At 67.9% G+C, this 26252-nt stretch carries 22 protein-coding genes; 13 read left to right on the top strand and 9 right to left on the bottom strand.

The window, feature by feature from the left end; all coding sequences use genetic code 11:
• Positions 1-109 precede the first annotated feature (109 nt).
• From IU448_RS05360 to IU448_RS05340, 5 genes are all read left to right on the top strand, one after another.
• Entirely contained in the window at positions 110-1714 is a 1605-nt protein-coding gene (locus IU448_RS05360; RefSeq protein ID WP_195054335.1) for a serine/threonine-protein kinase, read from the top strand.
• Between the two features lie 111 nt (positions 1715-1825).
• Positions 1826-2530, top strand: coding sequence for an HAD family hydrolase (locus IU448_RS05355; protein WP_416382956.1), 705 nt, complete (start codon positions 1826-1828; stop codon positions 2528-2530).
• Positions 2531-3255: 725 nt separating this feature from the next.
• Entirely contained in the window at positions 3256-4116 is an 861-nt protein-coding gene (locus IU448_RS05350) for an arpA protein (RefSeq protein WP_195054334.1), read from the top strand.
• Positions 4117-4163: 47 nt separating this feature from the next.
• Complete coding sequence (locus IU448_RS05345) at positions 4164-4967, top strand: class I SAM-dependent methyltransferase (RefSeq protein WP_195054333.1); 804 nt, start codon at positions 4164-4166, stop codon at positions 4965-4967.
• Positions 4968-5039: 72 nt separating this feature from the next.
• Entirely contained in the window at positions 5040-6854 is a 1815-nt protein-coding gene (locus IU448_RS05340; protein WP_195054332.1) for a choline/carnitine O-acyltransferase, read from the top strand.
• A 156-nt stretch (positions 6855-7010) separates the two neighbouring features.
• Here the strand turns inward: IU448_RS05340 and IU448_RS05335 are convergent, their stop codons facing one another.
• Complete coding sequence (locus IU448_RS05335) at positions 7011-7661, bottom strand: TetR/AcrR family transcriptional regulator (protein ID WP_195054331.1); 651 nt, start codon at positions 7659-7661, stop codon at positions 7011-7013.
• Between the two features lie 173 nt (positions 7662-7834).
• On the opposite strand from IU448_RS05335, the gene IU448_RS05330 reads away from it, so the two are divergent.
• Together IU448_RS05330 and hisG are read left to right on the top strand one after the other, a co-directional pair.
• Positions 7835-8098, top strand: coding sequence for a phosphoribosyl-ATP diphosphatase (locus IU448_RS05330; protein ID WP_030521337.1), 264 nt, complete (start codon positions 7835-7837; stop codon positions 8096-8098).
• 39 nt (positions 8099-8137) lie between these two features.
• On the top strand, positions 8138-8989 hold the full coding sequence (gene hisG / locus IU448_RS05325) for an ATP phosphoribosyltransferase (protein ID WP_195054330.1): 852 nt from the start codon (positions 8138-8140) through the stop codon (positions 8987-8989).
• Between the two features lie 264 nt (positions 8990-9253).
• On the opposite strand, the gene IU448_RS05320 is transcribed toward hisG, so the two are convergent.
• The gene (locus IU448_RS05320; RefSeq protein ID WP_195054329.1) at positions 9254-10150 is read right to left on the bottom strand and encodes a RecB family exonuclease; all 897 of its coding nucleotides are present in this window, start codon (positions 10148-10150) and stop codon (positions 9254-9256) included.
• Positions 10151-10228: 78 nt separating this feature from the next.
• Between IU448_RS05320 and IU448_RS05315 the strand changes: the two genes are divergently transcribed.
• Positions 10229-11062, top strand: coding sequence for a tRNA (adenine-N1)-methyltransferase (locus IU448_RS05315; protein WP_195054328.1), 834 nt, complete (start codon positions 10229-10231; stop codon positions 11060-11062).
• Between the two features lie 72 nt (positions 11063-11134).
• Here the strand turns inward: IU448_RS05315 and IU448_RS05310 are convergent, their stop codons facing one another.
• A complete protein-coding gene (locus IU448_RS05310; RefSeq protein WP_195054327.1) occupies positions 11135-11674 on the bottom strand; it encodes a nuclear transport factor 2 family protein in 540 nt (179 codons plus the stop codon).
• 180 nt (positions 11675-11854) lie between these two features.
• Here IU448_RS05310 and arc point away from each other — a divergent pair, with 180 nt between their 5' ends.
• The 4 genes from arc to IU448_RS05290 all read left to right on the top strand — a co-directional run bounded on the left by arc (position 11855) and on the right by IU448_RS05290 (position 16784).
• A complete protein-coding gene (gene arc / locus IU448_RS05305) occupies positions 11855-13615 on the top strand; it encodes a proteasome ATPase (protein ID WP_195054326.1) in 1761 nt (586 codons plus the stop codon).
• A 202-nt stretch (positions 13616-13817) separates the two neighbouring features.
• Positions 13818-15356, top strand: coding sequence for an ArnT family glycosyltransferase (locus IU448_RS05300; protein ID WP_195054325.1), 1539 nt, complete (start codon positions 13818-13820; stop codon positions 15354-15356).
• A gap of 120 nt (positions 15357-15476) precedes the next feature.
• Positions 15477-15845, top strand: a complete 369-nt coding sequence (locus IU448_RS05295) for an arsenate reductase family protein (RefSeq protein ID WP_195054324.1) — start codon at positions 15477-15479, stop codon at positions 15843-15845.
• A 261-nt stretch (positions 15846-16106) separates the two neighbouring features.
• Positions 16107-16784 (top strand): TIGR00266 family protein, encoded by a 678-nt coding sequence (locus IU448_RS05290; protein WP_195054323.1) that lies wholly within the window; start codon positions 16107-16109, stop codon positions 16782-16784.
• 200 nt (positions 16785-16984) lie between these two features.
• On the opposite strand, the gene IU448_RS05285 is transcribed toward IU448_RS05290, so the two are convergent.
• The 6 genes from IU448_RS05285 to IU448_RS05260 form a co-directional block, all read right to left on the bottom strand.
• On the bottom strand, positions 16985-17530 hold the full coding sequence (locus tag IU448_RS05285) for a dihydrofolate reductase family protein (protein WP_228812027.1): 546 nt from the start codon (positions 17528-17530) through the stop codon (positions 16985-16987).
• A 1-nt stretch (position 17531) separates the two neighbouring features.
• Positions 17532-18455, bottom strand: a complete 924-nt coding sequence (locus IU448_RS05280) for a helix-turn-helix domain-containing protein (protein ID WP_280458252.1) — start codon at positions 18453-18455, stop codon at positions 17532-17534.
• A 128-nt stretch (positions 18456-18583) separates the two neighbouring features.
• On the bottom strand, positions 18584-19912 hold the full coding sequence (locus tag IU448_RS05275; RefSeq protein ID WP_195054321.1) for a DUF3533 domain-containing protein: 1329 nt from the start codon (positions 19910-19912) through the stop codon (positions 18584-18586).
• Positions 19913-20373: 461 nt separating this feature from the next.
• Positions 20374-21963 carry an FAD-dependent monooxygenase gene (locus IU448_RS05270; protein WP_195054320.1) on the bottom strand — a complete coding sequence of 530 codons (1590 nt, stop codon included), beginning with the start codon at positions 21961-21963 and terminating at the stop codon, positions 20374-20376.
• 625 nt (positions 21964-22588) lie between these two features.
• Positions 22589-23200 (bottom strand): TetR/AcrR family transcriptional regulator, encoded by a 612-nt coding sequence (locus IU448_RS05265; RefSeq protein WP_195054319.1) that lies wholly within the window; start codon positions 23198-23200, stop codon positions 22589-22591.
• Between the two features lie 74 nt (positions 23201-23274).
• On the bottom strand, positions 23275-24459 hold the full coding sequence (locus tag IU448_RS05260; RefSeq protein WP_195054318.1) for a DUF418 domain-containing protein: 1185 nt from the start codon (positions 24457-24459) through the stop codon (positions 23275-23277).
• A gap of 126 nt (positions 24460-24585) precedes the next feature.
• On the opposite strand from IU448_RS05260, the gene dop reads away from it, so the two are divergent.
• Entirely contained in the window at positions 24586-26085 is a 1500-nt protein-coding gene (dop, locus tag IU448_RS05255) for a depupylase/deamidase Dop (RefSeq protein WP_195054317.1), read from the top strand.
• The last annotated feature ends 167 nt before the right edge of the window (positions 26086-26252 follow it).

Genomic DNA, 26252 nt, shown 5'->3' with positions numbered 1-26252 from the left:
GTTCGGGTGCGTTGTACGCGCGCCGGGTCGACGCGGAACCGTAGGCAACCGCCTGTGACCGCGGAGTGCTGGACGACTCGGCGGCGAGCAGAAGGGGCCACGACTTCAGATGAGCAAGGATCGGCTGATAGCCGGACGTTATCGGCTCACCGATCCCATCGGCACGGGTGCCATGGGTGTGGTGTGGCGAGCGCTCGATATCCGGCTGCAGCGCACCGTCGCGGTCAAACAGGTGCTGCTCGGGCCGAACCTGACCGAACAGCAGACCGCGGAGGCGCGTAAACGCGCACTGCGCGAAGGCCGGATCGCCGCGCGTCTGCACCATCCGAATGCCATCTCGGTATTCGACGTCGCCGACGAGGACGGCCAGCCGTGGTTGGTCATGGAATACATGAACGCCCCCAGCCTGGCCAACCGGCTGAACCTCGACGGAACGCTCGCGCCGCTGAAGGTCGCCGAACTCGGGGCACAGGCCGCGGCCGCGCTCGCCGCCGCGCACGACGCCGGAATCGTCCACCGGGACGTGAAACCGGCCAATCTGCTGGTGGGCGACGACGGCACGGTGAAGATCACCGATTTCGGAATCTCCCGCGCCACCGGCGATGTCACCGTCACCGCGACCGGTTTCCTCGCCGGCACCCCGGCCTATCTCGCGCCCGAGGTCGCTCGCGGTGAACAACCGATACCGGCCTCGGACGTCTTCGCCCTCGGATCCACGCTCTACCATGCGATCACCGGACGCCCGCCCTTCGGCGACGGCGACAACCCACTGGCGGTGCTGCACGCGGTCGCGGGCGGTCAGGTCGAGCCACCCGAAGGAGCGGGCGCGCTGGGCCCGGTGGTGATGCGGTTGCTGGCGACCGAGGTCGCGAACCGGCCCACCATGGACGAGGCGCGGGTCATGCTGGAAGAAGTGGCGGCCGGCCGCGCGCCGGAACCGGTCGATACCGCGCCGTCCGCGACGACGAAGGTCCTCCCGCCCACGCTCGCCGCCACGGCCACCCTCGACCGGCCGGATTCGGAGCCCGGAACCGCCGAGAACCGCCCGTCGGCTCCCGGAGCCGCCACACCGCCGGTCTTCCGGGGCGCCGGGGCGGTGCCCGCCGCAGCATCGACGGCACCGGCCGCACCTCCGCCCGCCGGCCCTGCCCCGGGCGGTTCCGGCCCCCGGACCCGAGCGGCCGTACTGGCCGGTGCCGCGGCGCTGATCCTGGTGGTCGTGGTGGGGCTCGTCCTCGCCGATGTCACCGGCGGCGACGACAACACCGCCGGCGGACCCGAAAGCAGCCAGATCGATACGCCGGAGCAGACGGGCGAACCGCACGCCGCGGCCGAACCCGGCGCGGACCCCACGGCCACGAGCACTTCCGCGACCACCACGACCACCACCACCGAAACCGGCCCGCCCTCGGCCGCCCGTGTGGAACAGTTCGTCCGGGGGTACTACGGGCTGCTACCCGGAAACACGGCCGCCGCCTGGTCGCAGCTCTCACCCGAATACCAGGCCACCGCTGGTGGCTACGCCGACTACCAGGGCTTCTGGTCGACGATCAGCGCGGTCAGCATCGGGTCGGTCAGCCAATCCGGTGACGGCAGCGCGGTCGCCACGGTCACCTACACGATGCGCGACGGCTCGGTGCAGTCGGAGAGCCGGTCGTTCCGGGTGGCGCCCGACGGGGGACAACTCGTGATCACCGCCTCGCAGGTGCTGTGACCCGGATCAACCGGGTTTGCCGCGCTTTCCCCGCCCGGGTTACGGTCGGCCGGGGTTCCGGATTTCCGCCGAGTCCGGGCACCGGTAACCGCCCGACCACCGTGAGAGAAGGTGTCAGCACGTATGGCCCAGCTCGCCGGCGTCCTGTGGGATATGGACGGCACCTTGCTCGATTCGGAGAAACTGTGGGATATCGGTGTCCGTGAGCTGGCGCGGGAACTCGGCCGGGAAATGACCCGGGAGGTCCGGCACGCGCTCATCGGGGCGTCCGGGGCCGACGCGCTGCGGATCATGTTCACCGAACTGGGGGTCGACCCGCATCCCGAGGCAGTCGAGGCGGCGGGCGCGTTCCTGGAGCAGCGGGTCACCGAACTCATGACCGGTCCGATTCCGTGGCGTCCGGGCGCCGTGGAGGCGCTCGAGATGGTCCGGGCGGCCGGTCTGCCCTGCGCGCTGGTCACCAACACCAAGCGGTCCCTCACCGAACTCGCCCTGGAAACGCTGGGCCGCCACCGGTTCGATGTTTCGGTCTGCGGGGACGAGGTGCCGCACGGTAAACCCGACCCGGCCGGCTACCTCCGGGCGGCGCAGCTACTCGGGCTGGATGTCCGCGACTGTGTGGCCGTGGAGGATTCGGTCACCGGTGTGGCCGCCGCTACGGCAGCCGGTTGCGGGGTCATAGTGGTGCCCTGTGAGATCCCGGTGCCACCCGACCCCGCCCGGACGCACCGCGACACCTTGATCGGGTTGTCCCGCGACGATCTCGAGCTCTGTTTGCGGACCCGGCGTCAGTACGCCGAATCGCGGATGTGCTGATTCCGCACCCGGACACCCGGCACGGACAACTGCCGTGATCCGCGGTCTCGGCTCCGGCTGCCGTTCGGGCGTCGAACCGATGGCTGCCGGTTCGTGCGGGCCGGAGGCCGACCGGCCGCGCGGTGTATGCATGCCGACCTCCGCAAACACCGTTGCCGATGAAGGCCTCGCCGAGGTGGGCAGCACAACCCGCACGTAACCCCGGCCGACTCCGCTTCGTCACCGGAAACCGACGGTCCGCACGAGTCGTCCGATGGGATGTCGAGCAGTAGTGCCGGATACGGCGGCTACGGTGTCCGGGTGCGACGAGCAGCGGCAGCACCCCGGCAATGCCGCTGACGTCCGGAGCGAGCTGGGTCGTCGCGGAAGTGGAACCGTATATGCGGCGACAGCTTGTCGCATCGGGCTCACTAACGCCGCGCGGAGCCCCGGGCCGGACGGCCGGGTCGTTGTGACCGCGGGGTGTGCCGCGGCGCGGACGCGGGCGGGAACGGATGGCAACCGGTACGCCGCAGCCGCGGTCCCGGCCTTTCAGGATGCACTCGACCGGCTCGGGCGACGTCGGCTCCGGGGCGTCACAGTGCACCGGTAAACGGTGTGAAGAGACAATATTCCATGCCGAATGCTGTTGCCGATCAATAAAACCGGATGGTCCGTGACCGGTCTCACCAGTGATCTCCCGGAATCTCCGGGCGTGTCGGCCGTTGGGCGGCAACAATATCGCTATGGCCGCCACGGTGACCTTGGACGAGATCGTCGATACATCCCGCTACCCGCTCGCGGAGCCCGAGACACCCGGGTGGCACGCCGCTGTCGCGGCTGCGCGCGCCGATCTCGCGGAGGACGGCTGCACCGTTCTGCGTGAGTTCATCAGGCCCGAGCTACACAGCCTGCTCGCAGAGCAGGGAAAACGGATGGCGCCGCACGCCTACTACCGCACCGAACGGGTGAACGCGTACAACATCCCGCTCGATACCGAACTGCCCGCGGACCATCCCGGCCGGCTCATCTTCGAACGCGGTAACGCCTTCGTCCCCCGGGACCGGATTCCGGCCGGCGCCCTGATCCACCAGCTCTACACCGATACCGCGTTCCAGCGGTTCCTCGCGGCGTGCTTCGGCCGGCCGCGGCTGCACGAATTCGCCGATCCACTGGCCGGTCTCGTACTGAACGTCGTGGCACCGGGCAATTCCCACCCATGGCATTTCGACACCAACGAGTTCACCGTCAGCATGCTCACGGCGGCGCCGGAGTCCGGGGGTGTGTTCGAGTACTGCCCGAACATCCGTTCCCCGCGCACCGAGAACCTCGCCGATGTGCACGCCGTGCTCACCGGCGCCGGTGACGGTCTCGTCCGGCGCCTGACGCTACGTCCCGGCGACCTGCAGCTTTTCCAAGGAAGGTACTCACTGCACCGGGTATCACCGGTGCAGGGCGCGACCCCTCGGCATACGGCGATCTTCGCCTACAGTGACCGCCCCGGTGTCATCGGCACCGTGGAGCGCACCCGCCAGCTCTTCGGGCGGGTGCTGCCGGATCATCACGCGGCGGCCGATGCCGTCCGCGGCGACCGGCTGCTGGATTGATCAGGGACCCGATCGAGTGGGTACCGCCCTACCGAGAGGAATACAACGTGCCAGTGCCGTTGCACACCACCGGGAAAGCATCCTTCGACGATATCTACTCGAGGCCCGACCCCCGCGACTACTACGCGCGCATGTCCGAACTGGGCTACCGCATCCCGGAGCTGGCGAAACCGTATCTGCGCGAGCAGATATCGGAGTACCTGTCGGTGGTGGGGGTCGCTCCTACCGTACTGGACATCGGATGTTCCTACGGGGTGAACGCCGCCCTGCTCCGTCTGGACACCGGTCTCACCCAGCTGGCCGGCTCCTACACCGAATCGGTGCTCGGTACCGGTGATCTCATCGCCCGCGATCGGGACCGCGTCCGCGCGGCCACTGCGCTACCGGGCGTACGGTTCATCGGAATGGACGCCTCCGCACCGGCTCTGGACTACGCCCGGGCGGCAGGACTGCTGGACTCTGTTGTACACGCCGACCTCGAGGCGGCCGATCCCACCGACGAGCAGCGCGCGATCCTCGCCACGGCCGATCTGGTGATCTCCACCGGCTGTATCGGCTATGTCACCGAGAAGACACTCGTCCGGATAGCGACCGCCGACCCGGACCGCCGGCCCTGGATGGCACACTTCGTGTTACGTATGTACGGTTTCGGGCCGATCGAGGCGGAACTGGACGCCCTGGGGTACCGCACCCGGCGGATGCCGGGCGACTTCACTCAGCGCCGATTCGCCTCCGACGCCGAACGCGAGCAGGTACTGGACACCCTCACCACCAACGGCATCGATCCCACCGGCCTGGAGTCCGAAGGCAGCCTGTATGCCAATCTCTATGTGTCCCGGCCGGTTTCGTGACCTACCGGGACCGGTGAAACCACCGCGACCACCCCACCGCCGAGCAGCACCGACCCGAACCGGAGAGACGACTTGACCGAACGCACCTTTGCCGCCGAAGACCAACTGCCCAGGGTCCCGCTGCCCACCCTGGAGGACAGCTGCGCCCGCTTCGTGCAGTGGTGTACCCCCCTGCTGACCGCCGAGGAACTGGCGGCCACCGAGGAGGCCGTAGCCGATCTGCTGCGTCCCGACGGCGCCGGCCGGGTTCTGCACGAAGCCCTGCGCGAATACGACCGAACCCCCGGCGTCGGCAGCTGGCTGGACCGGTTCTGGCCCTCGCGGTATCTGGGCCGGCGCGACCGGATCGCGTTGAACGCCAACTTCTTCTTCCTGTTCCGCGACGATACCGCGCTGGCCGCCTCCACCGCGGCGGGCCAGGCGGACCGCGCCGCGGCGCTCGTCGCGGCCGCCGTCGACTACAAACTGGCATTGGACCGGGAGGAGATCGCACCGGTCACCCAGCGCGGGCAGCGGCTGTCGATGTGGCAGAACAAGTACCTGTTCTCCGAAACCCGTATCCCCGGCATCGAACAGGACACCGTTCGGGTGCCCTACACCGAGGAGTGGCCGGGCCCCTCCGACGCCCGCCATATCCTGGTGCTGCACCGGGGCACTATGTTCCGGATGGATGTGCTCGGCGCCGACGGCATCCCGTATGCCTTCGGCGACCTGGTCGGCGGCCTGTGCGCCATCCTGAAATCCGCCACCGAAGCCGCGCCCGCCGGAACCTCGGTGGGGCAGCTGACCACCGCGGCCCGGGCCGACTGGGCGCGTGCCCGCGCCGAACTGCTCACCGATCCGCACAACGCCGCCGCGCTCGACACGATCGAAACGGCGCTGTTCTGCGTCTGCCTCGAGGATTTCGCGCCCCGCGACGAGCACCATGCCAGTGACACCCTCCTGCACGGTGACAGCGCCAACCGCTGGTTCGACAAATCGGTGTCGTTCATCGTGTTCGCCGACGGCCAGGCCGGAATCAATATCGAGCACTGCGGGCTGGACGGGACGACCGTGCTGTCCTTCGTCGACGCCCTGCTGGAAACACCGGTGACCGAGCATACGGCCCGGTCCGGGGCGCGGGAGCAGGGGCTGCCGCCGGTCGAGCCGATCGAATTCCGGCTGACCGACGAGCAGCGCGCCGCGGTCACCGCCGCCGGTGCGGCCTTCGCGCAGTACGCCGCCGACAACGCCACCACCACGGTGTCCTTCGACGATTTCGGCACCGCCCGCGCCAAACAGCTCGGTATCTCGCCGGACGCCTTCGCCCAGCTGAGCTACCAGCTGGCCCACCGCCGCAGCAAAGGTCTCACCGGAGCCACCTACGAATCCATCGCGACCCGGCAGTACCGCAACGGTCGCACCGAGGCCATGCGGGTGATCACCCCGGAGATGATCGCCTTCGTCGACACCATGCAGGATCCGGCCGCCGATACCGCCGCGAAACTCGCCGCCGCCCGTACCGCCGCCGGCGCCCATGTGGCCCGGGCCAAACAGTGCCAGTCCGGTGCGGCGCCGGAACAGCATCTGTGGGAGCTCGAATGGATCCAGCGGCGGCGCGGCCCCGAACTCGGCGTCACCGACCCCATCCCGCTGTACCGCAGCCCCGGCTGGACGATCATGCGCGACGATTATCTCAGCACCAGTTCGGCGCCGTCGGTGAACATCCGGTACTTCGGCTTCGGCTCCACCAGCCCGAAATGCATCGGTATCGCCTACGTCCTGCTGCCGGACCGCTGGAACCTCTACCTGGCCACCCCGGCCGCGGTGGCCGATGAGATGCATGCCTTCGCCGGTCACCTCCGCACCGCGGTCGCCGAACTGGAGGCGTTGCTCGCACAGCAGTAGCGCCACGCGGTCGGCGCATGTCGGTCTGCGGGTAGTCGCATGCGACTACCCGCAGACCGAGCCGACCGTTATCGGGCAAGGCCGATGGCAGGGGTCGGTCGGTGCCACTACGCCCGGGCAGGGCGGTGCCGGCATCGCCGTGAATGGTTGCCGTGCCTACATCCGCGCGTCGGACACCGGCAACTTCGTATCGGTGGGTTTCGGGAGTTTCGGCGCCTGCTGGACGCCGGACAGCCCGGCCCAGCACAGGCCGGCGGTGGTGGCCACGGCCTCGTGCCGGGGAAGCGGCTTTCCGGTGAGCACCCAGTACCGCGCGCACGACTGCGCGATGGCGACCACCTCCGCCGTGATCAACCACCTTCGCTCCGCCCGCGCCAGCGGAAACGGGGCCAGCGTCTGCAGGAGGGTGTCCGTGCAGATTGTCGTGGCCTGATGGGCCACCCGCTGCGCCGACGGCTCATCGACCACCGCGGCGCCCGCCAGCAGGGCAGCGCTACGGGGATGGGTATCGGCGAAATCGAATATCGCGGCCACCATCGCCGAGACGATCGATCGCATGCCTTCGGCGGGTGCGAGTGCCGCGGCGACCGTGTCGCCCAGCACCTGCAGTGCTTCGTGCAGTACTGCCAGGTAGAGCTCCAGTTTGCTGCTGAACGAGTTGTACAGGACAGGTTTGCTGACACCTGACCGGCAGGCGATCTCGTCCATACTCGCCGCTCGGTAACCGCAGGCGGCGAACAAACCGGACGCCGCGGCCACGATCAGCTGCCGGCGCTCCTGCCGGGCCTGTGCCATGTTCTTGTCCACCGTCGGCAGCCACCTCCTCGCATCTTCACAGTACCGAGGGCGCGGGCCCGGGTTGCCGGTGGCGGTCCGGCTCGGCGGCCGATGCCCCGCGGAACCGGCCCGATGAGTGCTACGGCACAGCGGTGCGCACTCGGGGACAAGGGCGCGGGGATGGTCTGAAACAATGACCTGCCGTGAAGACTTTCGAGGCCCTGTTCGCCGAGCTCCAGGATCGCGCAGCCACCCGTCCCGCCGGGTCGGGTACCGTCGCCGCACTGGACGCGGGCGTCCATACCCAGGGCAAGAAGGTGCTGGAGGAGGCCGGCGAGGTGTGGCTGGCCGCCGAACACGAAGGCGACGAGGCGCTCGCCGAGGAGATATCGCAGCTCCTGTACTGGGTGCAGGTCCTGATGGTGGGCCGCGGGCTGCGGCTGGAGGACGTCTACCGACATCTGTAGACGCCCCGGCCGTTCCCCGAATCGAAAGGACCCATCAGCATGCTGCGCGTCGCAGTACCCAACAAGGGCGCACTCTCCGAATCCGCCACCGCCATCCTCACCGAGGCCGGTTATCGCAAACGCACCGATTCGCGTGACCTCACCGTCCTCGACCCGGCCAACCAGGTCGAGTTCTTCTTCCTGCGGCCCAAGGACATCGCCATCTACGTCGGGTCCGGGGAACTGGACCTCGGTATCACCGGCCGCGATCTGGCCCTGGACTCCGGTGCGCCGGTAGCCGAGCGGCTCTCGCTCGGATTCGGCGGTTCCACCTTCCGCTACGCCGCCCCGCAGGGCCGGGACTGGACGGTGCAGGACCTGCAGGACAAGCGGATCGCCACCTCGTATCCGAACCTGGTTTTGTCCGATCTGGCCCGCCGCGGAATCGAGGCGGAGGTGATCCGGCTCGACGGTGCGGTCGAGATCTCGATCCAGCTCGGCGTCGCCGACGCCATCGCCGATGTAGTGGGTTCCGGGCGCACCCTGCGCCAGCACAACCTGGTGGCGTTCGGGGAGTCGCTGTGCGATTCCGAAGCGGTACTCATCGAACAGGCCGAAGCCGATCGGGACGACCGGGCACGTAACCAGCTCATCGCCCGGGTAAAGGGTGTGGTGTTCGCCCAGCAGTACCTGATGCTGGACTACGACTGCCCGAAGAGCCTGCTGGAGCGTGCCGCGCAACTCACCCCCGGCCTGGAATCACCCACCATCGCGCCGCTGGCCGACCCGGACTGGGTTGCGGTCCGTGCCATGGTGCCGCGTAAACAAGGCAATGTGCTGATGGACCAGCTGGCCGAGATCGGCGCCCGCGCAATCCTGGCGACCGATATCCGTTCCTGCCGCGCCTTCTGAGTCTATTTGCGGCGCCTACGGCGCCGCAGGTTTCGGCCACCAGGTCCCCGCTGTCCGCGCTCGATCCTCGCGGCTGCGCCGCATTGTCTCGAGCACGGACAGCGGGGACGGGCCGAAACCTGTCAGGGCCGCGTAAGACTCGCTCCGCCGGTTGTTGCGATGGAGTCGGTATGCGTTCTCTGCGTGTTGCCATCGGCGGTGGCTTGCGTGCGGACAAGGCGAGTGGGGGCTCGGAAACCACGGAACGGTCGCCACCGAAAGGACTCAGTCCGATACCGATTCGGCGAAGGTCTCGGCGGCGGATTCGCCGTCGGCGGGCCGGCCCGGATAGGGGGGCGGGGCTCCCTCGAACGCCGGGCACAATTTTTTGTAGGCGCAGTAATCACACAGCCAACCCGGATTCGGCGGAAAATCTCCGGTTTCGGCGGCCACGGATATCGCTTCCCACAGTGCCGTGAGGGTGCGTTCGAAGCGGACCAGTTCCTGTTCGTCCGGGGCATAGGTGAGCAGCTGGGCGTCGGCGAGGTACACCAGGCGCAACTGGGCGGGCACCACGGACCGTAACCGCAGCAGCATCAGGGCGTAGAACTTCAACTGGAACAGCGCCCGCATCTCCCGGGTGGGACCGGGGGCGCGGCCGGTCTTGTAATCCACCACCCGGAGTTCTCCGGTGGGCGCCACATCGATCCGGTCGACGAATCCGCGCAGTGGGACGCCGTCGGCGAGATCGACCTCGAGCCGGGTTTCGCAGGATTCCGGCTCGAAACGCCGCGGGTCCTCCAGGCGGTAGTACGTGCGGACCAGGGCGCGAACCTCGTCGAGGAATCGTTCGAGTGCACCGTCACCGTCGACCAGTTGCGCCGCCGCCGGTTCCGCCGTGAGTACGCGCTCCCACGCGGGGCCGGCCAGTTCCATCGCCCGCTCGGGCTCCCGCTCGGCGGCCGGTAGCGCATACAGATCCTCCAGCACCGCGTGCACCACCGTTCCGCGTACCGCCTGTCGGGTGGGCGGCTCGGGAATCCGGTCTATCGCCCGCAGGCGGTACTTGAGGGGGCATTGTTTGAAATCGGCTGCGCGCGAGGGCGAAAGCGCGGGCCGGGCGGGCCGGGGCGGAGCCGCCGGATCGGAACTCGCCGGGGGTGTGCTCGGGGGCGCTGACATACCTGGCAGGCTATCCGTCGGCACCGACACGGTGCCGCGCGCGAATACGCGCAGCGGAGATCACGGGAACGGAGATACATGACGGCCAGACGGACCGGGCCATTCGTCGTCGGCGACCGGGTACAGCTGACCGATGCCAAGGGCAGGCTGTACACGGTGCTGCTGGAGCCGGGAAAGCAGTTCCACACCCATCGCGGTGCCATTGCCCACGACGATCTGATCGGCGCCGAGGAGGGCACACTCGCGCACTCCAACAACGGCACCCCGTATCTGGCGCTGCGCCCGCTGCTGACCGACTACGTGATGTCCATGCCGCGCGGGGCGGCGGTGATCTACCCGAAGGACGCCGCTCAGATAGTGCACGAGGGCGATATCTTCCCGGGCGCCCGGGTGCTCGAGGCGGGTGCCGGCTCCGGGGCGCTGACCTGCTCGTTGCTGCGCGCGGTGGGGCCCGAGGGATCCGTGGTGTCCTATGAGATCCGCGAGGACCACGCCGAGCATGCGGTCCGCAACGTGGAACGGTTCTTCGGGGAACGGCCGGCGAACTGGGAGCTCACCGTCGCCGATGTGGCCGATTACGCGGGTGAACCGGTGGACCGGGTGATCTTGGACATGCTGGCGCCGTGGGACGCCCTACCGGCCGTATCGCAGGCCCTGGTGCCCGGCGGAGTGTTGATGGTCTACGTCGCGACCGTCACGCAGCTGTCGAAGATCGTGGAAGCGCTGCGGGAACAGCAATGCTGGACCGAACCGCGGTCGTGGGAGTCGATGGTGCGCGGCTGGCACGTGGTGGGTCTGGCGGTGCGGCCCGAGCACCGGATGCAGGGCCATACGGCCTTCCTGGTGAGCGCCCGGCGGCTGGCCGAAGGCGTGGTCACCCCGAAGCCGCAACGGCGGCCGTCCAAGGGCTGAACGGCCCGGTCTGTGCGTGAAAACGAGGCGGTCCGCGGTGGTGTTCCACCGCGGACCGCGTCGTTCGTGTGATTACGGCGTGCAAGAAAGCTGCGCGAATTCGAGCAGTTGGCACGCACCGGCGTCGGAGAGCTTCCAGGCGCCGTCGTCCTCTTCCCAGGTGAACGGCGCCGGCGGCGCACTGCCACCCCGGGGACTGGTGATGGTGGTCTGGCCGGTGGCCGTATCGCCGTCCACGGTGATATCGGCGACCGTGTAGCTGAGCCCGCGGTAGTTCTGCAGGGCGGCGTTGAGCTGTTCGAGCTGGCCGCGCCGTTCCTCGCCGTCGACGATGAGGTTCACCTTCTCGTCCACGGTGACGTCCGGATTTGTGATCTGTTCGAGGATGGACTGTAGGCTCTGCGCGGTGGGTGCGTCCGCGGAATCGCCGTGCCGGTCGTCGTCGCCGGGGTCGTGTTCCGACGCGCTGGTGGTGGCCGCGACGCTGGAGGTTGCGGTGGTGCCGGTGTCGTCGTCGGATCCGCAGGCAGTGATTCCCAGCGCCAGTGTGCAGGCCGCGGCCGTCGCCACCGCGACGCGGGACAGCCGGAGTGTCCGTGCGGGAAGGTGCATAGCTGGCAACCTTTCGGCTAGTCGGTGGGGAACCCCACCGGTCGAGGGTTAGGGCAGGCTAACATGGTCTGACCAGCATGATGGTCGCGGGCCAGATGTGATCACCACGAAATCATGTCGGACAGCGCAAACGGGTCGCGCCCGGTAGCGTTGATAGACCGGGACTGGGAGGAGCAGCACATGAGCCCCATCGAGAATTCGGATTCGGCGGCCTGGAGAGAACTCGAGGCAGTACGCGCCGAAGCGGCTGCACTCCGGAGGCAACTCGCCGACTCACCGGATCGCTCACGGGAATTGGAAGCCCGTATCGATTCGCTGACCATTCGCAACACCAAACTGATGGATACCCTGAAGGAAGCGCGGCAGCAACTCGTCGCGTTGCGTGAGGAGGTCGACCGGCTCGGTCAGCCGCCCAGCGGTTACGGGATTCTGATCGGTGTCTACGAGGATCAGACCGTCGACGTGTTCACCTCCGGCCGCAAGATGCGCTTGACTTGCTCGCCGAATATCGACACGTCCACCCTCGCCTACGGTCAGACCGTCCGGCTGAACGAGGCGCTGACGGTCGTGGAGGCGGGCACGTTCGATTCCATCGGTGAGATCGGCACCCTGCGCGAAGTCCTCGACGGGGGCCGCCGCGCCCTGGTCGTCGGGCATGCCGACGAGGAGCGGGTGGTCTGGCTGTCCGGTCCGCTGTCCAAGCTCGCCGAGGCCGACGATCTGGAGGATCCGGATTCCCCGATCCGCAAGCTGCGGCCGGGGGATTCCCTGCTGGTCGATACCAAGGCCGGTTTCGCGTTCGAGCGCATCCCCAAGGCCGAGGTCGAAGATCTGGTCCTGGAGGAGGTGCCCGATGTCGGCTACAACGATATCGGTGGCCTGGGCCGGCAGATCGAGCAGATCCGCGACGCGGTCGAGCTGCCGTTCCTGCACAAGGACCTGTTCCGCGAGTACGCGTTGCGGCCGCCCAAGGGGGTCCTGCTCTATGGCCCGCCCGGCTGCGGTAAGACGCTGATCGCCAAGGCGGTGGCCAATTCGCTGGCCAAGAAGATCGCCGAGGCACGGGGCGAGGATGCCAAGGAAGCGAAGTCGTACTTCCTGAACATCAAAGGTCCCGAACTGCTGAACAAGTTCGTCGGCGAAACCGAGCGCCATATCCGGATCATCTTCCAGCGGGCCCGGGAGAAGGCGTCCGAGGGCACCCCGGTGATCGTGTTCTTCGACGAGATGGATTCGATCTTCCGTACCCGCGGATCCGGTGTCTCCTCCGATGTGGAGACCACCGTGGTGCCGCAGTTGCTCAGTGAGATCGACGGTGTGGAAGGGCTGGAGAACGTCATCGTCATCGGCGCCTCCAACCGCGAGGATATGATCGACCCGGCCATCCTGCGGCCCGGCCGCCTGGACGTGAAGATCAAGATCGAACGCCCGGACGCCGAATCCGCGCAGGACATCTTCTCCAAGTACCTCACCGAACATCTGCCGCTGCACGCCGACGATCTGGCCGAGTTCAAGGGCGACAAGGTGGCCTGCATCCGCGCGATGATCGAGCGGGTGGTGGACCGGATGTACGCCGAAAGCGAGGACAACCGCTTCCTGGAGGTCACCTACGCCAACGGTGACAAGGAGGTTCTGTACTTCAAGGACTTCAACTCCGGCGCCATGATCCAGAACATCGTGGACCGATCCAAGAAGTACGCCATCAAATCGGTTCTGGACACCGGTAACCCGGGGCTGCGGATTCAGCATCTCTACGATTCGATCGTGGACGAGTTCTCCGAGAACGAGGACCTGCCCAACACCACGAATCCCGATGACTGGGCCCGCATCTCGGGTAAGAAGGGCGAGCGGATCGTCTACATCCGCACGCTGGTGACCGGAAAGAACGCCAGCGCCAGCCGGGCGATCGATACCGAGTCGAACACCGGTCAGTACCTGTAACGGCACTGCTGTCAGGGCCGCGCTCCTCATGGGGCGCGGCCCTGATTCTTTTGCGGTCGAACGGTTCCGGTGCAACCGGCGATAGTCCTGAAGGTGGATATCGCGTGTGCGATATGCGCCCCGGAATCATCCAGGAGGCCGACGGCTGCGGCGCGGTGGCCCGGATATCCTCCGCGGGCAACGTCCACTCTCAGGAGTCCCCATGACCACCACCCGCACCGCGGATCCGCCCCTTCGCGAGACCGGGACCGTACCCGCCTTCGCCACTGTCGCGGTGCTCGGTGTGGCCGCCGCTTCGGCGGTCGTTCTGCTGCTCTCGGCGACTCGCTACGGCTATTTCGGCGACGAGCTGTACTTTCTGGCGGCCGGTCGGCGCCTGTCCTGGGGGTATGCCGATCAGGGCCCGGTTCTGCCCTTCCTCGCGTGGCTGATGGACGGGCTCGCGCCCGGGTCTCTGGTGGCGCTGCGATTACCGGCGATCGTCGCGGCCGTCCTCGCTATCGTGGTCAGTGCGCAGATCGCGCGCGAACTCGGTGGCGGCCGCGGTGCTCAGCTACTCACTGCCGCGGCTTACGCCACCTCTCCCTTTCTGCTCTTGCAGGCGAAGAACCTGTCCACCAATGCCCTGGACAGCGCGCTATGGGTGCTCATCACCTGGCTTGTCGTGCGCTGGGTGCGGACCAGGCGGGACGGGCTGTTGCCGGCCGCGGCCGCCGTCACGGCCATCGATATGCAGGTCAAATGGCTTGTGCCGTTCTTCTGGCTGGCGCTGGCCGTCGGTGTGGCGGTCGTCGGGCCCCGTGACCTGCTGCGCCGGCCGCTGCTCTGGCTGGGTGGGGTGCTGGTAGTCTGTGCAACCATCCCCACACTCCTGTGGCAGGCCGAGCACGGATGGCCACAGCTCGCGCTGACCGCCGCGGTGCGCCGGGAACAGCAGTACACCGGTGGGATGGTCGGGTTCGTTCCGTTGGCGGTGCTCATCGCGGGTGCGCTGGGTGCGGTCCTGCTGTGCTACGGAATCTGGGCCCTGCTGCGGCACCCGAAGCTGCGGCCGTACCGTTTCCTAGGGGTCGTCACGGTGCTGCTCTTCGTGATCTTCGTGGTCACCGGGGGCCGGGTGTACTACGTGGCCGGAATGTATGGCGCGGTATTCGCGGCGGGCGCGGTGGCGGTCTCGGAGTCGGCCGCCCGAGTGTCGTCGCCGGTGCGCCGGCGCCTGCTCATCGGGTCCGGGGCGGTGCTGACCGCTGTCTCTGTACTCGTAGTGCTGGGGTCCACGCCGTGGCAGCCGGCCGAGGATATTCCGCCGCCGGAAAACGATGCCGCGGCCGCCGTGCAACTCGGGCTCTACGGTGAGTTCGGCTGGCCGGAACTGGCCGCCGGTGTCGTTGCGGCGTACGAATCGCTGCCCGCCCGGGAACGCGAGCAGTCCGCCGTGATCACCGGCAGCTACTGGCAGGCCGGTGCCCTGGACCATCTCGCGGGCGACCGGCTACCGCCCGTCTACAGCCCGGCCCGCGGATTCGGCTACTTCGGTGCGCCACCCGACACCGCCACCACCATGGTCTGCGTAGGCGGCGATACCGGCCGGCTGCGGGCACAGTTCGCGGTACTCGAGCCGCTGGGCCGGGTCGACAGCCGCCTCGGCGTTCCCGGCGACACCCGGGACGTGACGTTGTGGAAATGCGCACAGCCGCGGGATACCTGGGCGCGGGTATGGCCCGAGTGGAAGCATATGTGACCGTCCCGGCCGTCGAGGTGCCCGCAATATCGGCAGCAGGGTGGGATCGGGTCGTACTTCGGGCACATTCACGCCGGTCGGAGTGCTTCCATGGGCGAACGCGAAGGCTACGCTCATTGTATGAGTACTCCGGAAACCGAGATCTGGCACAACCCCCGCTGCACCAAGAGCCGCGCCGCGCTGGCGCATCTGGATGCCGCCGGTACCGCCTATACGGTCCGCCGGTACCTGGACGCTCCGCCCAGTGCCGAGGAGTTGCGGGACGTCCTGGACCGGCTCGGCGCCGAACCCTGGGATATCACCCGCATGGGCGAGGACATCGCCAAGGAACTGGGTATGTCCGGCTGGGGGCGTACCGCGGCGGACCGCGAGCGCTGGATTGCCGCACTTGCGGAACATCCCCGGTTGATCCAGCGCCCGATCGTGTTCACCGCCGCGGGCAGTGCGGTCGTGGCCCGTGACGAGGATGCCCTGCGTTCGCTGGATTGAACTCACGCCGGTTTGCCGGGGTTGACCCGATCCGCTCCTATCGGTTCGGCACATTCGGGCGGCGGCGGGGAATCCGGTGTTCGGCGCAGCGACTGTAGGCGCGCTGTGACCTGTCCCCTTCTCGACTCGGCACCGGAAGCGATCGGCTACTGAGCGTCCGCCGGATCCCGCGCGAACCTCGGTGAACGCGGCACCCGGGTGCGTGGTGCGGGCACGTACCGAACTGCGGCCGGTGTCATACGCGGGCGGTAGTGTCGGCTCATGAAAGTTGAACTGCGGCACAACCCCTCGTCCACCGTGGCGCGTTGTGTGCTGGCGGGCGGGGAGCCGGTTCGGGTGGAAGCCGGTGCTATGGTGGCGCATTCGGCCGGAATGACGCTGGAAGCCCGGGCCGAGGGCGGAATCCTGGCCGGGCTCAAACGCTCGATAATGTCCGGCGAATCGTTCTTCGTCTCCACCTTCACCGCACCCGCAGGCGGTGGCTGGGTAGACCTGGCGCCGACGCTGCCCGGCGATATGCTCGCGCTGCCCATTGCCGCGGACCGGCCGTACTTCATCAACCGGGGCGGCTGGGTCGCGCATTCGGCCGGAGTGCGGGTGGAGAGTCAGTGGGGCGGTTTCGCGAATCTCTTCGGTGGCGAGGGCGGCTTCGGACTCCGTGCGGAGGGGCAGGGTGACGTGGTGGTGGCGGTTTTCGGCGCCATCGATACCATCGATCTGGCTTCCGGGGAGCAGGTCAGCATCGATACCGGGCATGTGGTGGCCTACGACCTCTCGATGCAGTTCACTATCCGTCGTGCCGTCCCCGGGCGCTCCCTGCAATCGCTGAAATCGGGCGAAGGACTGGTCTTCGATTTCACCGGCCCCGGCCGGGTGTTGCTGCAGACCCGCAACCCCCGCGCCTTCGCCTCGTGGACAGCATCCGTCTCGTCCAGCTGAAGCCAGCGCCGGCGCGCCGAGAATCCCCGTCGCCGGTGCGGCGATCCAGATCCGCCGGCCGGAATCGCGGGGTTACCGGCTGGACGTGGCCGGACCGGACAGCGGCGCCGCGCTGCTGTGGTCCGGCACCGGGCTCCACATACACCGCACCGCCGCGACGGGTCGTGCCGAAACGATTGCGCCGCGCGGTGCGGTCCGGGTCAGCTGTGGTCGCCGACCACTCCATACCGGAGGCAGGCGAATTCGCCGTTCACGGCCACCTCGGTCACTCGCAGTTCCAGTTCGCGCGGCAGCAACGGTGCGCCGGCGCCCAGTGTGACCGGGGCGACGGACACGATGATCTCGTCCAGCAATCCGTAATCGGCGAAGGTACCGGCGAGCTCGCCGCCGCCGACGATCCAGAGATCTCGGCCGTTCGCCATATCGGTCATCGTCCGGTGCAGTTCGGGTATTTCCGCACAGGTGAAGCGGATATCGGCGTCGGTGCGCGCCGGGAAGTCGCGGTGGGTGCATACCCAGCACGGCACCTCGTAAGGCCACGGTTGCGCGCCCTGATTGTCGAGTATCCATTGATACGTGTTGGCGCCCATGACGATCGCGCCGACTCGGGCGAGGAACTCGGGAAAACCCATGGGCCCGGCTTCGTCGGATTCGCGGGACAGCAGCCAGTCCAGCGAATGATCCGCTGTGGCGATATAGCCGTCCAAGCTGGTCGCCGTGTTGAAGACGGTGCGCGGGGTGGTCAATTCAGTCTCGCTTTCGTAGCCATTCGATCGGATCGCCCCAGCCGACCGTGTCGTCATCCGGTGCGTCATCGCGTATCCAGTACCGCACCTGCTGGCGGCGATACGCGGAGTAGGTGAGCACATGGGCGATCACGCTGCCGAGTACGAAGCTCTCCGGCGGGTCGCACAGTGCGTCGATCAGGGTGTCGCCCCAGCCGCCGCGGCGGTCGATCTCGCGGACCGCGTCCAGCCAGCGCGGTCCCACCTCGTCGAGCCGGGCCGCCAGCGCCGGAATATCGTCGCTGCCGTGATCGGGCGTATCGGCGCCGTCGATCGAGGCCAGCCACGATTCCTTGGTCCGGATCAGATGGTCCAGCACGGCGGCGACGGACTCCTCGGGCCCGTCCCACGGCAGAACGGTCGCCGCACCCACGCGGGAACGCCGATACTGCTCCTCGCTCAACCCCGTCGCCGCTTTCAACAGCAGCCGGGTGTCGTCGAGATCGTGGTGCAGCAGCAGCGCGGTCGGGTCCATAGCGGCACGTCCCTTCGGTTCCCCCTCGACCCACAGCGACATGGGGGGATGGAAATGGATACCGTTCACCGCTGGTAGCCAGCGCGGCGCCCGTCCGGTCGGTGGTGGGGTCGCGCTCGGTGGATGACCGAATGCGCGGGTGAATGCCCGGCTGAACCCCTCCACCGTGTCGTATCCGGCGGCGAAGGCCACCTCGGTCACCGTGGCGCCCGTCCCGAGCTGCCAGCAGGCACGTTCCAGGAGTACGCGGCGCCGCAGGCTCACCGGTGATTCACCGGTGCCCCGGCTGAACTGCCGGGCGAAGTGGAACGGCGACGAGTAGACACCCGCGGCCATCCGGCCGAGGGTCGTGTTGTCCTCGTCGAGAACGGCATCCAGTAGTTCGCGGAGTCGGTCACGTCGGGTGGTCACGGATAGAGTCTGGCGGGTCGGCGCACCGGTCCGCTTGACCGATATTGCGCAGTGTCGCGCCCGCATGCCCGGCACTGCGCTGCCATGAGCTCACCGGCAAAGCCGCTAGCGGCTGCCACAAGGAGCCGCTAGCGGCTGCGCCGCTCCAAACCCTTCCGGTCATAGACGACGGTGGTGACCGCGCCCAGGACGAGCCCTGTCGCCAGTCCGGCCAGACTCATCCAGACCCCGCGAGCGAGTCCGGTGCCGAGCTCGAAGTACAGAATCGCCCGCACGCCGAGATAGATCTGGTGCATCGGCTCGAACGCCGCCAGCCATGCCATGTATCGCGGCGTCGCCTCCAGCGGGATCGTGGCCCCGGCGGAGGGCAGGCCGAGAACGATGAACAGCACCAGATTGATCAGCAGTCCGGCCGAGCCGAACGTCGCCACAATCGAGAGCGCGGTCACCCCGACCGCCACGATCGCCAGCGTGCTGAACAGGAACAGCGCCGGCCCGTGGGTGATCGGCATATCGAGCAGATGCCCGATTCCGAGGAAGACGCCGGAGACGATCGGCGCGGCCACCGCGATCACTCCCCATTTCAGCAAGAGGGTGCGGAATCGGGAATGGGGTGCGGTGGGATGGTGGAAGAACCAGGGGCCGTACTCGGTGGGTATGAAGCCGAGCGCCGAATCGACCATGGTGTGCACGATCATGGCCCCGGTGAAACCGGCCAGGACCACCAGCAGCGTGTAGAAGAACGCCGACAGGCCTTGGCCGGTGCCGTCCGGCAGCGGGCGGTAGGGCTCGGTGATCACGTCGATCGGGTCGGCCAGGACGAGACGTGCGGCGCCGCTGAGTTCGGTGCCGCCGGCGGGCGCGGAATCCAGTTCGGCTTGGACGGTGGCGGTGAGCTGCTTGCCCACCTCGGCATCGACCTGTGTCAGTGCCCGACCGGTCACGATCTGCAGGATCTGGGTGGCGTAGGTGCCGGTGCGGGGATTGGTGATCACGGTGATCGCCGGACGGGCGATATCCCCGGGGACCACCGAACCGGCCCCGAGTATGGACAACCGCTTCGACAGATCGCTGGGCAGCACGATCGCGCCGTAGACTTCGCCGTTGCGCAGCAGTCGCTGCGCTTCCGCGATCCCGGTGACCCGCAGGTCGATCTTGTCCGCCGGAATCTGCTCGGTGAGTGCTTCGGTGATCTGGTCACCGATATTGACGGGTGTGCCATCGCGGATTTCGCCGTCGTCCTGGTTCACCAGCGCGACCGGGAAATCGTGCAGGTTCTTCTCCGGGTCGATCACATAGCCCAGGTACATGGTCGTGAGCAGGGCCATCAGTGCGGTGATCACCAGAACGGGGCCCAGCCATGCCCGTAACGCGGTGCGGCGGCGGGTCCGGCCGGTGCCCGCCGGCACCGCGCCCGCGCTGCCGGTGTCCGATTCGCCGGTGCCGTTCGGCTGCATCCCGTACTCCCTCCGGATCAGTGCGACCGTCCGCGGGACGTGCGGCCGGCCGGAGTCCGATCAGGATCATCGTGGCAGCCGGGCGGCATGTACAGCCGGATCGCCGCAGTGTGTCGGACAACTCGACGGGGTCGCGGCGTGCGCTGATTCACCCGGCGGACCGGATGCGAGCCCCGCCACCGGGGGCCGGGCAGTGTCCGGGACCCGCGACCGATGCGTGTGCCTCGAATACCAGTACGCAGGCTGCTGCATGATCCGAACTCGTCGCTCGGGGCCCGGGCACGCTCCGTTCCGGGACGGTCGCTTACGCGCCGATCTCGTCGCCGGCCATCCAGGCCGGCGGCGTCGGCGGCGGATAGGCGGATTCGTAGTCCGCCTCCATCCGCGGGAATTCCGGCCCCGTGGCGTGCCGGGCGGCCCGTTCGCGGCCTGCCCGCTGGTGATCGGCCGGGTCCGTATCGTCAAATGACGTGCGGCGAAGCTGGTCGCGTCGGACCGAACCAGCGGTCCAGGGCGGCCTGCAGGCCCGTGCTGGAATCATCTGTGGCCCATGCGATATAGCCGTCGGGCCGGATAAGCAGCGCGGTCGCGTCGGTATCGGAGCTGGTGGCGGTGACGACTGCGAGGCCGTCCCGGTCGGCTGCGGTCGCGGCGGCCCCGGATCCGAGATCCACCAGCAGGGGACGGGCCTTGTGCAGCAGATCGGCGATCCGCCGCGGGCCGTCCGCGGTTTCCAGGACGAGATCGGGAACCAGCCGACCCGCGAGCGGATGGCTGTCACCTACGTCGTAGCGCACATCGGAACCGGCGAGCAGATGCCCGATATGCCCTGCTACCTGCGGGAGCTCGAGTAATTCGGCGAACAGTTCGCGCAGCGCGGTCACCTCCGGGCCGGGCGCCAGCAGCGCAGTCTGGGAGAGGCTGTGCATGACGACGCGTTCGGCGACCGGCCGCCGTTCGCTCTCATAGGTGTCGAGTAGTCCGTGCGGCGCCGTTCCGCGCAGGTACGAGGCCAGTTTCCACCCCAGATTGACGGCATCCTGCAAACCCAGGTTCAGTCCGGGGCCGCCGATGGCCGAATGGACATGGGCCGCATCGCCGAGCAGGAGAACCCGGCCTTTCCGGTAGTGATCGGCGAGGCGGGTGTTCTGGTCGACGATTCGCCGCAACGCATGTGGTTCCGGACCTGCCGGTGGCCGCATCGGCAGATCGGCGCCGAGGACGCGGCGCACGCTGTCCCGTAGTTCGTCGAAGGTCATCGGGGTATCGGGCGCGACCGGTGCGGCATTGTGCTCATGCACGCTCACCAGCGGTTTGCCCGGGATCAATTCGGCGAATGCGAACAAACCACCGCTCTCGATCCGGTTGTGCCCGAAATGGAGGTATCCGGCGCCGGGGATCTCCAGCCCGCCGTCGGCCGTGCGGAGTTCGGCCGGGATCTCGGCGTGGCCCAACCGGCCGATATGGTTGCCGGCGGTGATCCCGGAGAAACCGATCCCGAGCTTCTTGCGGACCGGGCTGCGGCCCCCGTCCGCCGCCACGAGGATCCGGGCGGTGGCCCGGTAACCACCACCGCCGCAACGAGTTACCGTCGCCGAGACCGCCTCGTCCGATTCGGTGAAATCGTCGAGGGCATGCCCCCAGCGGATATCGGCACCGAGTTCGCGGGCGCGGTCGGCGAGCAGCCGAACCAGAACCGGTTGCGGCACGGGTAGACCGTAGAGGGGGTTGTCCGGCACGTCCGCGAGTTCCAGCGCCATCCCGGCGAAGATATAGCGCGGCGCGGGTTCCGGAGTTTCGGGCTCCACGGGGAAGCCGAGCCGGGCGAGTTCCGTGGCGAACGCCGGGTACAGCCCGCGCATATCGAGCAGGCGCACCACCTGGCCGATGAGCCCGTTCGCCTTCGGTTCTGCGCTCGGTCCGGGCAGCGGGTCGAGAACGACCGGCCGGATCCCGCCGAGGGCGAGTTCACAGGCCAGCATCAACCCGTTCGGTCCGGCACCGGCGATGATCGCGTCGTGCTCGGGTTCGTGGATTCTGGTGTCGGGCATTCGTGGGTCTCCTTCTCGGTTCGGGGTTTCGTCGCGCGGTCCGAGTGCCCGGAATGCGGTCAGGGCGGCACGACTACTCCGTGTGCGTGTGCGTGTGCGTGTGCGTGTGCGTGTGCGTGTGCGTGTGCGTGTGCGTGTGCGTGTGCGTGTGCGGGCGGTGTGGGGCACGTGCGGATGGTTAGAGCAGACGGGACCTCGGACGGTGTGGGGAGCGCAACGTAGGGAGGTGGGGTGCGGGTGGCCCGGGCAGGGGAGTGTCGTCGGCTACCGGCGTGAGGACTCTGCGGTTCCCGGATACCGGGTGGCAGCGCTGTAGTGGCACGTTGTTCGCCGACGCTCGCTGTGGCGCCGGCCTTCTCGCGGTCCGGTCGTGACGGTGTGGGCGGGCCGAAACACCGTGGGCGGACCGGAATGCCGTGTGCAGGTCCGAATACCGTGCAGGTCGGGACGCTGCGTGCGCGTTGAACGGTGTGGGCAGGTTGAAACGGTGTGGGCAGGGCGGAATTGTGTGGGCAGGGGGACGCCGTAGGCACGTCGGGACGCCCTCGGTGGCGAGTGCGATCAGGCGGCGTTCGTCCGGTCGTCACCGAGGGGCACAGGCCGGCGGCGCGGGATGCACTCGAGGTCAGCCCGCCGGTGCGGGGAGACCTTCGGAGAGTTGCTTCAGCACTTCGCGCAGGACGGTCGTGACCGGGGCCGGGGGGTCGGAATGGGAGTAGGTGTCGAGCGCGACGAGGTAGGCGGCATTGACTGTGGCCGCGACGAGCTTCGGGTAGAGGTCGGTGGGTTCGGTGCCGGTGCGCCGGGCGATCGCGATGATCAGTTCGTCGCCGATCGCTTTCGCCGCGGCGGCCTGCATATCGGGTGCTGCAGCCTGGAGTTTCCGGGTTTCGGTGAGCATCGCTGGGGTGGGCGGGCCTCCGGCCCCGTCTTGGCGCAGCGGTTCGACGAGAGCCTCGGTGAGCGCGGTCCACAAGGGTTCGCCCGCCGGGCGGGTGAGTAGCAGAGCGGCGCTGCGCCGGAGGCGTTCTATATGCCGGTAGGCCAGGGCCTCGAATTTCCCGGCGAAGTAGTTGTTGAAGGTGCGTACCGAGACCCCGGCGCGTTCGGCGATGTCCTCCCGGACCACATTGTCGATGCCACGTTCGAACATCAGCTCCAGTGCGGCATCGCTGAGTGCCTTGCGGGTGTCGCGCTTTTTCCGTTCCCGCAGGCCCGGGTGTGGTTCGGTGGCCATGCACCCAGTGTCGCAGAAAAGTGCCCAGCAGGCAATATTTCCCTATAGGCAATTTTTTGGCGGGTAGTGTCCGGCTACGATCCCGCCAGACGCCGGTAACTGGCATGCCAGAGCCATTCCACCGGACCGCGTTCGAACCGGCGCAGCCAGAAGTGCGCGAAGAGGGCAACCACCAGGACGACCGCCAGATAGGTGGCGATGGTGAACGGCACCCGGGCGTCCGGCGTGAATCGCGCGGCCAGACCGAAGCCCCAGCCGTAGCAGATGATCGCGGCCACCAGGTTCTGCAGGATGTAGCAGCTGAGCGCGGCACGGCCGATCTCCGACAACCGCCGGCCGGTGAACCCGGTGGCGGGCCGGCGCACATAGAACTCGGCGACCAAGGCCAGGATCGCCAGCGAAACCAGCGGCGCGACCGCGTACCGGGTCACCAGCACCCAGTCGCCCCCGCCGAACACGCCGAGCAGCAGGTCGACGGGCGCGGCGACACCGAAACCGAGTACCAGCAACCGTCGCCGCAACCGGGCACCACCGGGCGCGAAGACGCCCGCGTGGAACAGCCGGGCGCCGAGCAGGAACAACGCGATCGACAGCGGAAGGATCAGCACCGGTTCGAACCGGAACAGGCCGGCGTTCTCGATCCGGAACAGCACCAGATCCCAGAACGAGCCGTCGGAGTAGGGGTTGGGGGACAGCGCCTCGGCGGTGGAACCGTCCGTGGACCCGGCCACGGTGAGGCTCAGGGCGTACAAAGCGATCAACGTCAGGTGCAGGCACAGCATGCCGATCAGCCAGCGCCCCTGGGTCCGCGGGCCGCGGGCGAGCAGGAACGCGACGATCAGCGCCGTCACCGCATACCCCATGAGCACGTCGAATTCCGCGATCAGCAGGAAATTGAGCAGGCCGTCGACGAACAGCAATGCCGCCCGCCACGGGTATCCGCCGGGCCAACGCCGGCCACCCCGCTGCGCCGAAGCCTGCTGGATGGCCAGGCCGATTCCGAACATCACGGTCAGCAACCCGAGGAACTTCCCTTGGACGAGTTGCTGGAGCACCTTCTCCGCCCACATCCAGCCGTCCTCCGGTGCGGTGACGAGCCGGTTCAGGTAACCGACCATGCCCTCCGGGTCGGTGAGAATCCAGATATTGGTGCCGAGGGTGCCGAGGATGGCGATCCCGCGCAGCACGTCGAGCGCCACCAGACGGGCGGGGTGTGTCGGTGATCCGGCCGGCGCGGAATCGGCTGCGGTACTGGTCATATCCCGAGCATGGGGACAGCCGCCGGATCCGGCATCCACCGTAAGTACGACTCGGGGGATGATTCGCCGGGGCGGGCCGGGCGCCGATCGCCTGCCGATCGCGAATCGTCGCCTAGGCTCGATGGTATGCAGCGCATCATCGGTATCGAGGTCGAGTACGGGATATCCACACCTACCGAACCGTCGGCCAACCCGATCCTCACCTCTACCCAGGCGGTACTGGCGTACGCCGCGGCCGAGGGCGTGCCCCGCGCCAAGCGCACCCGGTGGGACTACGAGGTGGAATCACCGCTGCGCGACGCCCGCGGTTTCGACCTGAGCCGGATGAACGGCCCTGCCCCGGTGATCGATGCCGACGAGGTGGGGGCGGCGAATATGATCCTGACCAACGGCGCCCGGCTCTACGTCGACCACGCCCACCCCGAATACTCCGCCCCCGAGGTCACCGACCCCATGGACGCGGTGATCTGGGACAAGGCCGGGGAGCGGGTGATGGAGGCCGCCGCGCGGCATGCCTCCAGCGTGCCCGGCGCGCCCCGGATGCAGTTGTACAAAAACAACGTCGACGGCAAGGGCGCCTCCTACGGCACCCACGAGAACTATCTGATGAGCCGGGAGACCCCGTTCAACGCGGTTATTCTCGGGCTCACGCCGTTCTTCGTCTCCCGGCAGGTGATCTGCGGTTCGGGTCGCGTCGGGGTCGGTCAATCCGGGGACAATCCCGGGTTCCAGCTATCGCAGCGGTCGGACTACATCGAGGTCGAGGTCGGCCTGGAGACCACGCTCAAGCGCGGCATCATCAATACTCGCGACGAACCGCACGCCGACGCCGACAAGTATCGCCGGTTGCACGTCATCATCGGTGACGCCAATCTGGCCGAGATGTCGACATACCTGAAGGTCGGCACCACCGCGCTCGTACTCGACCTCGTCGAATCCGGCGCGGACCTCTCGGATATGCAGCTGGCCCGCCCGGTCACCGCGGTGCACACCATCAGCCACGACCCCACACTGCGGGCGAAGGTCGCACTGGCCGACGGCCGCGAACTCACCGGCCTGGCGATCCAGCGGCTCTACCACGAACGGGTCGCCAAATTCGTCGAGGAACAGGGCAACGACGATCCGCGCGTACGCGATATCCTCGAGAACTGGTCGATGATCCTGGACAAGCTCGAACGCGATCCGATGGAGTGCTCCGACCTGCTCGACTGGCCCGCCAAACTGCGCCTGCTGGAGGGGATGCGCAGCCGGGAGGGGCTGGGCTGGGCCGCCCCCAAACTACATCTGATGGATCTGCAGTATTCCGATGTCCGCCTTGACAAGGGGCTGTACAACCGGCTCGTGGCCCGCGGCTCGATGAAGCGGTTGGTCACCGAACAGCAGGTGCTGGACGCCATGACCAATCCGCCCACCGATACCCGGGCCTATTTCCGCGGTGAATGCCTGCGTCGTTTCGGCGCCGATATCGCGGCGGCCAGCTGGGACTCGGTGATCTTCGATCTGGGCGGCGATTCGCTCGTGCGGATTCCGACCCTCGAACCCCGGCGTGGAACGAAGGCTCATGTGGGCGATCTGCTCGACGGCGTCGATACCGCCGCTGACCTGGTGCAGAAGCTCACCGCCTGAGTATCGGGCCCGGTCGGCGCGCGGGGTTTCCGTCGTCGAGGTGGGACGTAATCCGACTACGTGTCGGCCCGGCTGGGTAGTGTTGAAGAACGAGCACACCAGGCTGCTCACGATTCGTCCGGTGCGTACGAGCGCCGGTCGGTGGAAAACAGAGGAGGTCGGCTGCG

Origin of the sequence: Nocardia flavorosea, assembly GCF_015477805.1 — a bacterium.
GTDB classification, from domain to species: domain Bacteria; phylum Actinomycetota; class Actinomycetes; order Mycobacteriales; family Mycobacteriaceae; genus Nocardia; species Nocardia flavorosea_A.
Note: the sequence above shows the minus strand (reverse complement) of the source record. Positions and strands in the feature narration are given on the sequence as shown.